12 protein-coding genes are annotated in these 12,547 nt (G+C 71.8%); 8 read left to right on the top strand and 4 right to left on the bottom strand.

Annotated elements, in window-relative coordinates; all coding sequences use genetic code 11:
- The first annotated feature begins 520 nt into the window (after window positions 1-520).
- Window positions 521-1,960, top strand: a complete 1,440-nt coding sequence (locus ABZ215_RS40910; protein ID WP_020418730.1) for an amino acid permease — start codon at window positions 521-523, stop codon at window positions 1,958-1,960.
- Here ABZ215_RS40910 and ABZ215_RS40905 read toward each other — a convergent pair.
- The gene (locus tag ABZ215_RS40905) at window positions 1,950-2,594 is read right to left on the bottom strand and encodes a hypothetical protein (protein WP_354956125.1); all 645 of its coding nucleotides are present in this window, start codon (window positions 2,592-2,594) and stop codon (window positions 1,950-1,952) included. The genes ABZ215_RS40910 and ABZ215_RS40905 overlap by 11 nt on opposite strands.
- On the bottom strand, window positions 2,582-3,928 hold the full coding sequence (locus ABZ215_RS40900) for a glutamine synthetase (RefSeq protein WP_020418732.1): 1,347 nt from the start codon (window positions 3,926-3,928) through the stop codon (window positions 2,582-2,584). Before ABZ215_RS40900 ends, ABZ215_RS40905 begins: the two co-directional genes overlap by 13 nt.
- A gap of 413 nt (window positions 3,929-4,341) precedes the next feature.
- Between ABZ215_RS40900 and ABZ215_RS40895 the strand changes: the two genes are divergently transcribed.
- Complete coding sequence (locus ABZ215_RS40895; protein ID WP_017983718.1) at window positions 4,342-4,524, top strand: hypothetical protein; 183 nt, start codon at window positions 4,342-4,344, stop codon at window positions 4,522-4,524.
- A gap of 140 nt (window positions 4,525-4,664) precedes the next feature.
- Window positions 4,665-5,996 (top strand): PepSY-associated TM helix domain-containing protein, encoded by a 1,332-nt coding sequence (locus ABZ215_RS40890; RefSeq protein ID WP_354956123.1) that lies wholly within the window; start codon window positions 4,665-4,667, stop codon window positions 5,994-5,996.
- Between the two features lie 48 nt (window positions 5,997-6,044).
- Here the strand turns inward: ABZ215_RS40890 and ABZ215_RS40885 are convergent, their stop codons facing one another.
- The gene (locus ABZ215_RS40885; protein ID WP_017983720.1) at window positions 6,045-7,808 is read right to left on the bottom strand and encodes a DEAD/DEAH box helicase; all 1,764 of its coding nucleotides are present in this window, start codon (window positions 7,806-7,808) and stop codon (window positions 6,045-6,047) included.
- 212 nt (window positions 7,809-8,020) lie between these two features.
- On the opposite strand from ABZ215_RS40885, the gene ABZ215_RS40880 reads away from it, so the two are divergent.
- Window positions 8,021-9,112 carry a YihY/virulence factor BrkB family protein gene (locus ABZ215_RS40880; RefSeq protein WP_354712893.1) on the top strand — a complete coding sequence of 364 codons (1,092 nt, stop codon included), beginning with the start codon at window positions 8,021-8,023 and terminating at the stop codon, window positions 9,110-9,112.
- Here ABZ215_RS40880 and ABZ215_RS40875 read toward each other — a convergent pair.
- The gene (locus tag ABZ215_RS40875) at window positions 9,073-9,327 is read right to left on the bottom strand and encodes a DUF3039 domain-containing protein (protein WP_017983722.1); all 255 of its coding nucleotides are present in this window, start codon (window positions 9,325-9,327) and stop codon (window positions 9,073-9,075) included. The two genes, ABZ215_RS40880 and ABZ215_RS40875, sit on opposite strands and share 40 nt — an antisense overlap.
- A gap of 75 nt (window positions 9,328-9,402) precedes the next feature.
- Between ABZ215_RS40875 and ABZ215_RS40870 the strand changes: the two genes are divergently transcribed.
- Genes ABZ215_RS40870 through ABZ215_RS40855 form a run of 4 tightly spaced genes read left to right on the top strand, consistent with a single transcriptional unit; the run spans window position 9,403 to window position 12,090 of the window.
- The gene (locus tag ABZ215_RS40870; RefSeq protein WP_020418734.1) at window positions 9,403-9,783 is read left to right on the top strand and encodes a tautomerase family protein; all 381 of its coding nucleotides are present in this window, start codon (window positions 9,403-9,405) and stop codon (window positions 9,781-9,783) included.
- 16 nt (window positions 9,784-9,799) lie between these two features.
- Window positions 9,800-10,309, top strand: coding sequence for a pyridoxamine 5'-phosphate oxidase family protein (locus ABZ215_RS40865; protein WP_354956121.1), 510 nt, complete (start codon window positions 9,800-9,802; stop codon window positions 10,307-10,309).
- 12 nt (window positions 10,310-10,321) lie between these two features.
- Complete coding sequence (locus ABZ215_RS40860; RefSeq protein WP_020418736.1) at window positions 10,322-11,227, top strand: pseudouridine-5'-phosphate glycosidase; 906 nt, start codon at window positions 10,322-10,324, stop codon at window positions 11,225-11,227.
- Window positions 11,224-12,090 carry a sugar kinase gene (locus ABZ215_RS40855; protein WP_354712894.1) on the top strand — a complete coding sequence of 289 codons (867 nt, stop codon included), beginning with the start codon at window positions 11,224-11,226 and terminating at the stop codon, window positions 12,088-12,090. Before ABZ215_RS40860 ends, ABZ215_RS40855 begins: the two co-directional genes overlap by 4 nt.
- Window positions 12,091-12,547 lie beyond the last annotated feature (457 nt).

Below are 12,547 nucleotides of genomic sequence, written 5' to 3'. Positions count from 1 at the left end.
CCCCCGATCCACAGCCGATCTTTAGTCGCCGATCAGCGGGGTCAAGGTACTCTTTCCCGCCTTGACGCCGCTGCTCGGCGACTGAAACACACTCAGGGAGAGGGGGCGGGGGTGGTCGGAAGGTGACCTTTCGAGCGCCGTGAGGCGCTTTCCGCCCGCAGGGCGGGCTCTTCGCCGTGTCAGGCGCGGGTTTAAAGATCAAGAGATGTCCTCGCCGGACGGGCAGGCTCCGGGATGACCAGGGGACCGTTGTTAGCTCACCTCGGGTGGGTGGTCGCTGTGTGGTCATCCCGTCGCCTTCCGGTTTGTGCATATCACCTTGAGCCAGGGCCGCAAGGTTGGCATGTTCGGCTTGCGGTGAGCACGGAGGTTGCGGCCCTGGCTCAAGGTGATCGCGCCGGTGTCAGGCGACGGGATGACCACCCAGCTTCTCTTGGGTTCAAGGCCAAAGGCTTCCGCCTTCGTCACAGCAAAGGGCTACCGCGCTGCGGGGATCCAGGTGATCTTCTAACGTTCCACCATGGGCATCACCCGAACGCTTGACGTCAACGAAGTCCTCGCCCGGCAGGAGTCCGGCGAGTTGAAGCGCCGCCTGCGGGCCAGGGATCTGGTGGGCTTCGGGGTCGGCATCATCATCGGCACCGGCATCTTCACGCTCGCCGGCGTGGAGGCCAAGACGCACGCCGGGCCGGCTGTGACGTTGTCGTTCGTGATCGGGGCCGTCGTGGCCGGCCTGGCGGCGCTCTGTTACGCCGAACTGGCCTCCAGCGTGCCGACGGCGGGCAGCGCCTACACCTACGCCTTCGCCACGCTCGGGGAGGTGTTCGCCTGGATCATCGGCTGGGACCTGCTCCTCGAGTTCGCCCTCGGCGCGGCCGTGGTGTCGCGCGGGTGGTCCGGGTACCTCGCGAACCTGCTCGGGCTGCCGCAGGAGTGGTTCGGCGAGGAGGCGACCGTCAACGTCGGCGCCGTCGCCATCATCGCGGTCCTCACCGTCGTCGCCGTGCTCGGGATCCGCGAGTCGGCCCGGGTGACGAACGTGCTGGTGCTCGTCAAGGTCGCGGTGTGCGTCCTGATCATCGCCGTGGGCGTGTTCTTCATCAAGGGCGCCAACCTGACCCCGTTCATCCCGCCCGCACAGCCGGGCGAGAGCGGGGCGAGCGTGCTGCACCAGCCGGTCGTGCAGGCCGGGCTGGGGCTCGAACAGTCCGTGTACGGCATCGGCGGGGTGCTGTCCGCCGCGGCGATCGTGTTCTTCGCCTACACCGGGTTCGAGGCCCTGGCCAACCTCGGCGAGGAGACCCGCAACCCGCGCAAGGACCTGCGCATCGGCATCCTCGGCGCCCTCGGCGTGTGCGCCCTGCTCTACATCGCCGTGTCGCTGGTGCTGACCGGCATGGTGCCGTTCACCGACATCGACGCCGGCGCGCCGCTCGCCGCCGCGTTCGACTCGGTCGGCCAGCACTGGGTGAGCGCCCTCATCTCGCTCGGCGCGGTCACCGGACTGACCTCGGTGATGATGGTCGAACTGGTCACCATCGGCCGCATCGGCTTCGCGATGGGGCGCGACGGTCTGCTGCCCAAGCCGATCGGCACCACCCACCCGCGCTGGGGCACGCCGCACCGGATGACCATCGGCGGCGCGGTGCTGATCGCCCTGCTCGCGGCGTTCGTGCCCATCACCGAGCTGTCCGACATGGTCAGCATCGGCGCGCTGTCGGCCATGGTGATCGTCGCGATCGCGGTGCCGGTGCTGCGCCACAAGCGCCCGGACCTCAAGCGGCCCTTCATGGTGCCGCTGTCCCCGGCTCTGCCGATCATCGCCGCGCTGGCCTGCCTGTACCTGATGCTGAACCTGGACGTGCTGACCTGGATCCGGTTCGCCGTCTGGCTCGCGATCGGCCTCGTCATCTACTTCGCCTACGGCCGCAGGCATTCCCGCCTGGCGGCTAAGGAGTGAAGCCCGCCCGCGCGACCAGCGCCCGCGCCGCGGCCATGTCGGCGGCGGGCACCACGAGCAGCAACCCCCGCAGGGCGGCGACCACCCGGTCGAGCAGCTGCAGGTGCACCCCGTCGCGGCCAGCGGTGGGGTAACCGTCCACAATGGCCACCAGCGTGCCGCCCGGGCCGCTGAGCACGCCCGCGAGGAACACCGGATTCCTGGTGCGCCAACGGGAACTCCAGAACGGCGGCAACCCGCCGTCGAGGTAGTCGCGCAACGCGGTGTCGGGGGTGTCCGGCGCGCCGAGGTCCGCGGTGTCCACAAAGGCCACCAGCGTGGCGTCCAGCTCGGGCACCCCGGCCAGGATCGCGCGCAACCCGGCGGCGGTCCACCCGCCCTCGGCGGCGACCGCGGTCAGCTCGCCCCCGGACAGCTCCGCGATGGCCGCCGCGGCGGAGCCCGGCGACGATCCCGCGGACGCGGTGTCGTCCTGGCTCGCCACCGCGATCCCGTGCGCCCGCAGGGAAACCAGCGTGACGAACGCGGCCGACTCGCCCTTCTGCTGCGGCATCTCGGCCCGCGCGAGGTCGATGAGGCGCGTGGCGCCGGGGAACCAGCGCACCTCGTCGAGCAGCCCCACTAGTACCGCCACAGGTGGGCGGCGACGATCTCCTCGACCGTCCGGTCCGCGGCCCAGCGCCGGTCCGAGGCACGCACCGCGCGGAACGCGCCGAGCAGCTCCTCCCCCAGCGCCGCGCGCATCCGGCCACTGGACGCCAGCGCGCCGTCCTGTTCGTCCGATGTGACCGGAAGGCGGCGGATTCCCGCGGCCGCCCGGCGGTCCTCGGTCCAGGCGCCGGGATCCTCGCCGACCGGATCGGGCAGGGCGAGCCTCTCCTCCAGTCCCGCGATGCCCGCGGTGATCACCGCGGCGAGCGCCAGGTACGGGTTCGCCGAGGCGTCACACGGCTTCAGCTCCACGTTGGCGTGATCGTCGCCTAGCAGGTCGGACCCCGGCACGAACCGCAACGGCGCTTCGCGGTTCTCCACGCCCCAGAACGCGTATGCGCTCGCGAAGTAGCCCGGGCGCAACCGCAACGTGGACGGCACGCTCGGTGCGGTCACCGCCGTGATGGCGGGCAGGTCCCGCAGCAGCCCGGCGAGGTAACCCGCGCCCTCGCCGTCCGGCACGCCGGCGAGCAGGTTGCGCCCCTTGCGCCACACCGAGGTGTGCAGGTGCCAGCCGTTGCCCGCCGCCTCCGGGCTGACGATCGGCGCGAAGCTCAGCCGCAGCCCGTGCTTGTGCGCGGCGGCGTGCAGGGTCTGGCGGGCCAGCAGCTGGTCGTCGGCCGCGGACACCGGATCGGTCGCCGCGAGCGAGAGCTCCAGCTGCGCCAGTCCGTACTCGGCGTGGAACTGGTTCAGCCGCAGGCCGTTGGCGTCGAAGTCGTGCAGCACTGTCGCGACGAAGTCGTCCAGCGGGATCAGGGCATGCGGACTGTAGGCGGGACCGCGGTGGCCGGGAGCGGAGGCGATGTCCGGCGCGCCGGCGGGAGCCACGGCGAACTCCATCTCGAAGCCGGCGCGGATCTCGTAACCCAGGTTGGCCGTCGCGGACACGACGGTTTCCAGCGCCGTCCGCTGGCAGTAGGGCCACGGCGATCCGTCGGCGGCGACCTGCCGCCCGGGCGCCCAAGCGAGCGCGGGCTGCCCGGCGAGCCGCCGCAGCCGGTCGATCACCGGCACGAGACGCACGTCACCCGAGGGCGTGCTCAGTCCGGGGTGGCCGAACGTGATGACGTCGTGGGTGTCGAAAACAGCGAACAACGACGTGATCCCGACCCCGCGCGTCGCGGCCGCGGCGAGACCGCCGATCGGCACGATCCGCGAGCGCGGGATGCCGTTGTTGTCGGCCCAGGCGATCTGCGCCCCGCCGACCCCGGCCGCCGCCAGGTCCTTCGCGGCCGCCGACGCCTGCTTCGTCATGACAGGGAGTGTCTCACGTGCCCCGCGCGGGGGATGGTTTCGCACACGGACTGATCACGATCTTGCCTCGGACCGGTCCACCGAATTCCGCTGAGAACGAACAAGCTGCTCCGCGCGGCCGCTTGACACGGGTTCGCACGAGCCGATTTCCACCCGCCTGCACTGGTCCTGACCACGGTAAACGGGTTTCTGGCAGGTTTCTCCGTCCTGAATGGCGGGATTGATCTACGGCATCCGGGGTAATTCTGCGTGACACACATCCCAAGCAGCCGGGAACACTTGCCAGGCGCTCAGCGTCTGCAAGAGTGGAGGCCAGCGAACACCGCGGAGCCGACGGGCAACCGCAGGGCCGAAGTGGTCGCCGCTGGATCGATGGCATCGGGCAGCCGATGCCGGGACGGAGGGAGACTCCAATGACATCACCGACGCTCACCCGCCCCGAGTTGACCGCAGCCGACCGTTGTGACCGGTGCGGTGCCGCAGCACAGGTACGAGCCATCCTCTCCAGCGGTGGCGAGCTGCTCTTCTGCGGCCACCACGCCCGCGAGTACGAGTCGAAGCTCAAGGAGATCGCTGCGGAGATCCAGCGCGGCTGAGCCAGACCACAGACAGCAGGCGGGCGCCCGGGGTTCACCCGGGCGCCCGCTTTGTCATGTGCCCGACGTCACACCGGGAACCGTCGCGGTGATTCCGGCGACCTGGAGGGAAAGCCGGTCCCTCCCCGCCGAGGAGCAGCATGACGACGGACGACCTCCTGGAGCCAACCGCACCGCCCGCCGCCCCGTCCGCGCCCCGCGGGACGCTGCGACCGGTCCTGCTGCGCCTGCACTTCTACGCCGGGATCCTCGTCGGCCCGTTCCTGCTGGTGGCCGCGATCACCGGGCTGCTGTACGTGTTCGCGCCGCAGCTGGAGCAGGTCGTCTACGACCACGAGCTGCACGTGCCGGCCGGGACCACGACGCAGCCGCTGTCCGCGCAGGTCGCCACCGCCGAGAACGCCGTTCCCGAAGGAACGTTGTACAGCGTGCGCCCCGGGCCGACGGCGACCGACACCACCCAGGTCGTCTTCAAGGTCGACGGCCTGCCGGAGAGCTACTACCGCACCGCCTTCGTGAACCCCTACGACGGCGAGATCCGCGGCGTGCTGGACACCTACGGCTCCGGTGGCGCGATGCCGATCCGGGGCTGGCTGGACAACCTGCACCGCAACCTCCACCTGGGTGACGCGGGCCGGATCTACAGCGAGCTGGCGGCGAGCTGGCTGGCGGTCGTGGTGGCCGGCGGGCTGGTGCTGTGGTGGGGCGGGCGGCGTCGCAAGCGCAAGGCGACGACCGGCCGGGCACGCACGCTGTCCTGGCACGCCACCACCGGCACGTGGGTGGCGCTGGTGCTGTTCTTCCTGTCCGCGACGGGTCTGACGTGGTCGCAGTTCGCCGGGCAGAACATCTCCGAGGTACGGGCCGCGCTGAGCTGGCAGACCCCGTCGGTGCCGTCGAAGCTGCCGGGCGCGACGGCCGCCCCCGCGGTGGACTTCGACGGGGCCCTGGCCGCGGCGCGCACGGTGGGCTTGGACGATCCGGTCGAAATCACCCCGCCCGCGGTGGGCAAGGCCTACGTGGTCAAGCAGATCCAGCGCAGCTGGCCGGAGAAGCAGGACGCGGCCGCGATCGACCCGGCCACCGGCGAGGTGTTGAACGTGCTGCGCTTCGAGGACTGGCCGCTGGCCGCGAAGCTGGCCCGCTGGGGCATCGACGCGCACATGGGCCTGCTGTTCGGGCTGGCGAACCAGATCGTGCTGGCTGTGGTGATGGCCGGCCTGATCGCGATGATCGTCTGGGGGTACCGCATGTGGTGGCAGCGCCGCCCGGCCGGACGGCCCGTCGGCCGCCCCTTCGCGCGCGGCTCGCTCCGGCGGCTGCCGATGAAGGTGCTGGTGCCGCTGGCCGCCGCCGGGATCGTGGTCGGCTGGTTCATGCCGGTCTTCGGGCTGTCGCTGCTCGCGTTCCTGCTGCTCGACGCCTTCCTCGGGTGGCGGGCGCACCGCCGCTCCGAGGTGGCGCGCACCTAGCTACGCCACCCACACGCTGCGCCGGCCCCGCGCCAAGCGAGGCCGGCCTCACCAGGAACGCAGCGTCGCGATCCGCTCCTCCAGCTGTTCCATGGTCGCCATCGCCGTCGGGGGGCCGCCGCACGCTCGGCGCAGCTCGTTGTGGATCGCGCCGTGCGGTTTGCGCGTGCGGTGGTGGTACATGCCCACCAGGGTGTTCAGCTCCTTGCGCAGCGCCGCGATCCGCTCGTTCACCGACTGCGGCCGCGGCGCGGGCGCCGGGACCTGCTCCTTCTCCGGCTTGCGGCGGCTGGCGTCGGCGAGCTGCTCCTCCTGCCGCTTGCGCAGCAGCGCCCGCACCTGGTCCGGCTCCAGCAGCCCGGGCAGCCCGAGGTACTCCTGCTCCTCCTCGCTGCCGGAGAACACCGCGGTGCCGAAGGAGTTGCCGTCGTAGATCACCTGGTCCAGCTCGGCCGAGGCCCCCAGCGAGGTGAACGCCTTCTCCTCCTCGCCGGGCTCGTCCTCGGTCCGGTTGGCCTGGGCGAGCAGCTCGTCGTCCCAGCCGTCCTTCTCCCGGTGCGGCTTGCCGAGCACGTGGTCGCGCTGGGCCTCCAGCTCGCTGGCCAGCTCCAGCAGCACCGGCACGCTGGGCAGGAACACGCTCGCCGTCTCGCCCTTGCGCCTGGCCCGCACGAACCGGCCGATGGCCTGGGCGAAGAACAGCGGCGTCGACGCGCTCGTGGCGTACACCCCGACCGCCAGCCGCGGGACGTCGACGCCCTCGGACACCATCCGCACCGCGACCAGCCACCGGTCAGTCGACTCGGAGAACTCGCTGATCCGCGCGGTCGCCTTCGGATCGTCGGAGAGCACCACCGTGGGCGCCTCGCCGGTGATCCGCGCCAGGATCTTCGCGTAGGCGCGCGCCGACTCCTGATCGGTGGCGATGACCAGGCCGCCCGCGTCCGGGATGCCACCGCTGCGCAGCTGCTGCAGCCGGGTGTCGGCGGCCTGCAGGACGGCGGGGATCCACTCGCCGCCGGGGTCCAGCGCGGTGCGCCACGCGCGGGCCGTCTGCTCGGCCGTCAGCGGCTCGCCCAGCCGCGCGGTGAACTCCTCCCCCGCGCTGGTGCGCCAGGACGCCTCACCGCTGTAGGCGAGGAACACGACGGGCCGGACGACGCCGTCGGCGAGCGCGTCGGCGTAGCCGTAGGCGTGGTCGGCCTTGCTGCGCAGCGAGCCGTCGCCGTCGGGCTCGTAGGTGACGAACGGGATCGGCGAGTCGTCGCTGCGGAACGGGGTACCCGTCAGCGACAGGCGCCGCACGGCCGGGGTGAACGCCTCGCGGATCGCGTCGCCCCAGCTCTTCGCGTCGCCGCCGTGGTGGATCTCGTCGAGGATGACCAGCGTCTTGCGGCCCTCGGTGCGCACGCGGTGCAGCGTCGGGTGCGCGGCCACCTGCGCGTACGTCAGCGCGACGCCGCGGTAGTCGGCCGCGACGGCGCCCTGGCCGTTGCGGTAGTTCGAGTCGATCGGGATGCCCGCCATCGCCGCGGACGCCGCCCACTGGTGCTTGAGGTGCTCGGTGGGGGTCACGATGGTGACCGCCTCGACCGTGCGGTCGGACAGCAGCTCGGCGGCGATGCGCAGGCCGAAGACCGTCTTGCCCGCGCCCGGCGTCGCGACGGCGAGGAAGTCCTGCGGCTGCGTGCTCAGGTACTTCGTCAGCGCGCGGCGCTGCCAGGCCCGCAGCGGGCGGGCGGTGGAGTCGTGCTGGGGCTCGGGTGCGGCGAAGCCCTGACCGGTCCGATTACCCTGGGCCGTGTCCGACAAGGGATTCCTCCCCCTCCTCTCGCCGACGATGGAACGCGACATGCGAATGCCCCCACGGAACTGCCCGGCCGCGATGCCGGACGGGGGTGAGGGCGGCTCATCGGAGATTACCCGTCCCCTCCGACAAGGGCCGCGAACGGCACGGCGGAGTTGAACACGCCACAGGTCTTGACAAGCCAAATCGCGCCGATTCCGCCATGCTTGGGGCTGACATGAGTTCACCGTCCGACGAGACGCCCGATGGCGCCGCCCGCCGCAAGGGTCCGGCGCGCCTGCTCGGGCGCACCCTGAACAAGGCGTGGGACGGCAACATCTTCTCCGAGTCCGCGGAGGCGGCGTTCTGGCAGACGCTGTCGCTGCCACCGCTGCTGCTCGGGCTGCTGGGCAGCCTCGGCTTCATGGGCGACTGGTTCGGACAGGGCTTCGTCACCGCGGTGCACGACCGGATCATCACGTTCGCGGACAAGATCTTCAGCGGCAACGTGGTGAGCCAGATCATCGAGCCCACGGTCGACGACATCCTGACCATCGGCAAGGGCGAGATCGTCTCGGTCGGCTTCCTGATCTCGCTGTGGGCGGGCTCGTCGGCGATGTCGTCGTTCGTCGACGCGATCACGGTGGCGCACGACCAGTACGGCGTGCGCAACGAGGTCTGGCAGCGGATCTACGCGCTGCTGCTGTACCTGGCGAGCCTGGTGCTGCTGGTGGTCGGCCTGCCGATCATCGCCATCGGACCGGACGTCCTGATCGACTTCCTGCCGGACGGCTGGGCGCCGACGATCACCACGTGGATCAGCTGGCTGTACTACCCGGTGATCGGGGTGCTGCTGGTCCTGGCCGTGGCGACCCTGTACAAGCTGGCCCTGCCGCGCCGGCTGCCGTGGCACCGCGGGCTGCCCGGCGCGGTACTGGCGATGGTGATCTTCCTGCTCGCGAGTGTCGGCCTGCGGGTCTACCTGTCCTGGATCACCAGCACCGGCTACACCTACGGCGCGCTGGCCACGCCGATCGCGTTCCTGCTGTTCACGTTCTTCATCGGGATGGCCATCGTCGGCGGCGCCTACTTCAACGCCGCGATCCAGGAGCTCTGGCCCGCGAAGATGACGCGCCGCCAGCGCCGCAAGTGGCGGCGGCTGGAGATGGAGCGCGCCAAGGAACGTCTGCGCGAGGACTCGCCCTCACTGTGGGAGCGCACGACGCAGCCGTTGCGGAAGCCGCGCAAGCAGGAGGAGGCTCCCGCGGCCGGGGAGGACGACCTGGCGGATCAGTCCTCGCCGTCGGGGCCGGGGCGCAAGCCCTCGTAGATCTCCTTGCAGGCCGGGCACACCGGCGAGCCGGGCTTGGGCGAGCGGGTGACCGGGAAGACCTCGCCGCACAGCGCCACCACGTACGTGCCCATGACCGCGCTCTCGGCGATCTTGTCCTTGCGCACGTAGTGGAAGACCTTCGGCTGATCGCTGTCGGTCTCGTCGGTGGTCTCCGGGCGTGTGTCGACCTCGGGCAGCGTCTGGGTGCTCATGTGCCCATTTTGCCGCAGCACCCGTCGCGGCCGACACTCTGGCCTTCTGTACCTACTGGTATGTACGGTGAGGGTATGCCACTCGTACGCATCGACGCCCTGCCCGTGCACGACGACGCCACCCTGACCGCGCTCGGGGACGCGGTCCACCAGGCCATGACCGAGACGATCGACGTGCCGCGGGACGACTTCTTCCAGATCGTCACCCGCACCGACGGCCACCTCCGCTACGACCCCGGCTACCTCGGCATCCGCCGGGACGACGGTGTGGTCTTCGTCAGCATCACGATGCGGGTGGGCCGCACCTACGCGCAGAAGAAGGCGCTCTACGCGCGGATCGCGGAACTGGCGTCCGAACGGGCCGGGATCGAGCCGCGGAACGTGTTCGTCAGCGTGACCGAGAACCACCCGGTGGACTGGTCCTTCGGGGAGGGCGTGGCGCAGTATCTGGGGTGAAGGGAGGGCCCCGCCGATGACCGTTCCCCGCGCCACCCGCCCGCACATGCCCGGCTACGGCACCCTGCCCGCCGACCAGGGAACGGGACTGCTGCCCTGGTCCTGGGCCGAGAGCCGGCTGCGGGACTCGCACGACTACTGGGTCGCGACCGTGTGGCCGGACGGCCGCCCGCACCTGATGCCGGTGTGGGCGGTGTGGCACGACGAGGCGCTGTGGTTCTCCTCGTCGCGCGGCGCCCGGAAGGTGCGCAACCTGCTCGCCAACCCGGCCGTCACGATCTCGACCGACGACGCGCTCAACCCCGTGGTGCTGGAGGGCGTCGCCAAGGTCGTGCGGGACACGGTGTCCGTGCGGGCGTTCGTGAAAGCGGCGAACGCCAAGTACCGCACCGACTACGGCACGGACTTCCTGGACCCCGACGTCAACGCGACCGTGCGGGTGCGGCCGCGGTGGGTGTTCGGGCTGGACGAACGCGACTTCGGCGGCTCGCCCACCCGCTGGGACTTCACGGCGGACCGTCGGTGAAGATGGTCCCTCGTGACACCCCCGATATCGCTGGCCGACGAGGTCGCCGACGCCGTTCACAGCGGCCGCGCGGTCGTCGCGCTCGAAAGCACGATCCTGTCCCACGGCCTTCCGCCCGGACGCAACCTCGCGGTCGCGAACCGGCTGGAGGAGACCGTCCGGAAGGCCGGAGCGGTGCCGGCCACCATCGCGGTGCTCGACGGCGTCGCGTACGCCGGCTTGTCGCGCGCTCAGCTGGAGCGCGTGTGCGCGCCCGACGCCGGGTTGGACAAGCTGTCCCTGCGTGACCTGGGGCCCGCGATCGGGCTCGGCCGCTCGGGCGCGACGACGGTGGCGAGCACCTCGGCGCTCGCGCACGCGGCCGGGATCGGCGTGTTCGCCACCGGCGGCCTGGGTGGCGTGCACCTCGGGGCGGCCGAGTCCTGGGACGTCTCCGCGGACCTCGGCGTGCTCGCCACGGTGCCGGTGCTGGTGGTGTGCTCGGGGGTGAAGTCGGTGCTGGACATCGCCGCGACCCTGGAGGTGCTGGAGACGAACTCGGTGCCGGTGCTGGGGTACCGGACCGGCGAGTTCCCCGCGTTCTACCGGCGGACCTCGGGTTTCGAGGTGCCGTGGCGGGTCGACGACCCGGTCGCGGCAGCGGCCGTGGTCGCCGCGCACCGGCGGTACGCGTCGTCGGGGGTGCTGCTGGCCAACCCGATCCCGGCCGAGGCGGAGATGGACGCCGAACTGCACGACCGGTTGCTGGCCGAGGGGCTGGCGCTGCTGTCCTCGCGCGGCGTGCACGGCAAGGAGGTCACGCCGGTGCTGCTGGAGCACTTCCACACCGCCAGCGGCGGGGTGAGCCTGGACGCGAACGAGGAACTGGTGGTGTCCAACGCGCGGGTCGCGGCCGAGGTCGCGGTGGAGCTCGCGTGAAGGTCGTCGTGGTCGGGGACGCCGGGCTGGACGTGGTGGCCCGGCACGAGGGACCGATCGTCCACGGCGGCGACTCGCGGTCGCGGGTGCGGCTGGCCGGCGGCGGCGCGGGCGCGAACACGGCGGTGTGGCTGGCCGAGGCGGGCGTGGAGACGACGCTGATCGCACGCGTCGGCGACGACGCCGGCGGGCGCACGGTGCGGGCCGAACTGGAGGCGGCGGGCGTGTCGTGTGCATTCGCGGTCGATGGTGACGCGCCGACCTGCGTGGTCGTGGTGCTGGTGGACGGTTCGGGTCAGCGGAGCATGCTGCCGGACCGGGGCGCGATGGCCCGGTTCGCGCCCGCGGACATCGACCCGGCGGTGCTGGCCGGCGCGGACCACGTGCACCTGTCCGGGTACGTGCTGCTCGACCCGTCGTCGCGGCCCGCGGGGCTGGCCGCGCTGGCGGCGGCGAAGGAGGCCGGGCTGACCACGTCGGTGGACCCGCAGGCGGCCGCGTTGATCACCGATCCGGGGGCGTTCCTGGCGGACGTGCGTGGCACGGACCTGTTGCTGCCCAACACGGAGGAGCTGCTGGCGCTGACCGGCTCGGCGGCGCCGTCGGCGGCGAAGGCGCTGCTGGACGACGTCGGCGCGGTGGTGGTGACGGCGGGTCTGGACGGCGCGACGTGGGTTTCCGCCGACGGTGAGGTGAGCGTGCCCGCGGAGGAGGCGGAATGCGTGGACTCCACCGGCGCGGGCGACGCGTTCGACGCGGGCGTGCTGGCGGCCTGGCTCCGCGGGGAGTCCACTGTGGACGCCCTGCGGGCGGGCGTGCGGCTGGGCGCGCGGGCGGTCACCAAGGTCGGCGCTCAGCCCTGATCCCGGCTGACTCAATGGTCCTGCCGCGGCAGTGCGACCGGGCAGGTTGCGCGTCCACGGGCGCGGCAGAGGTCAATGCCGCGCCCGTGGAGGCTTCGCGCAGGTGCGCTGATTCGGAGCGGTGAAGCGCGGCGGGCGCCGGCCGCGGCCCTGCGTAGAACGCCGACTTCGGTGAAGCCGTCGCGCGGCAGGCAGACGGCGCAGGGGCGCCCAGGCGGTGGCGAGTTGCCCACCCGCGGCACCGGCGCAGTGTTGCCGATCGAAGCGGCAGCTCAAGCTCGGCCACTCTCGGGGCGCCGCCTTGCCGCCTGCGGCGGCTCAGTCAATCCCAGCGGCACGCCCCACCACCCGCGGCGGCTCACTCAATCCCGGCGGCACGCCCCACCACCCGCGGCGGCCCGGTCAATCCCGGCGGCACGCCCCACCACCCGCGGCGGCCCGGTCAATCCCGGCGGCA

Source organism: Amycolatopsis sp. NPDC006131 (genome assembly GCF_040614175.1).
GTDB classification, from domain to species: Bacteria; Actinomycetota; Actinomycetes; order Mycobacteriales; family Pseudonocardiaceae; genus Amycolatopsis_E; species Amycolatopsis_E tucumanensis.
Note: the sequence above shows the minus strand (reverse complement) of the source record. Positions and strands in the feature narration are given on the sequence as shown.

Coding starts and splice junctions, on each gene's coding strand:
- ABZ215_RS40880 (WP_354712893.1), top strand. CDS start 8,021: ATGAGTTCACCGTCCGACGAGACGCCCGATGGCGCCGCCCGCCGCAAG.
- ABZ215_RS40875 (WP_017983722.1), bottom strand. CDS start 9,327: ATGAGCACCCAGACGCTGCCCGAGGTCGACACACGCCCGGAGACCACC.
- ABZ215_RS40865 (WP_354956121.1), top strand. CDS start 9,800: ATGACCGTTCCCCGCGCCACCCGCCCGCACATGCCCGGCTACGGCACC.
- ABZ215_RS40910 (WP_020418730.1), top strand. CDS start 521: ATGGGCATCACCCGAACGCTTGACGTCAACGAAGTCCTCGCCCGGCAG.
- ABZ215_RS40870 (WP_020418734.1), top strand. CDS start 9,403: ATGCCACTCGTACGCATCGACGCCCTGCCCGTGCACGACGACGCCACC.
- ABZ215_RS40900 (WP_020418732.1), bottom strand. CDS start 3,928: ATGACGAAGCAGGCGTCGGCGGCCGCGAAGGACCTGGCGGCGGCCGGG.
- ABZ215_RS40890 (WP_354956123.1), top strand. CDS start 4,665: ATGACGACGGACGACCTCCTGGAGCCAACCGCACCGCCCGCCGCCCCG.
- ABZ215_RS40895 (WP_017983718.1), top strand. CDS start 4,342: ATGACATCACCGACGCTCACCCGCCCCGAGTTGACCGCAGCCGACCGT.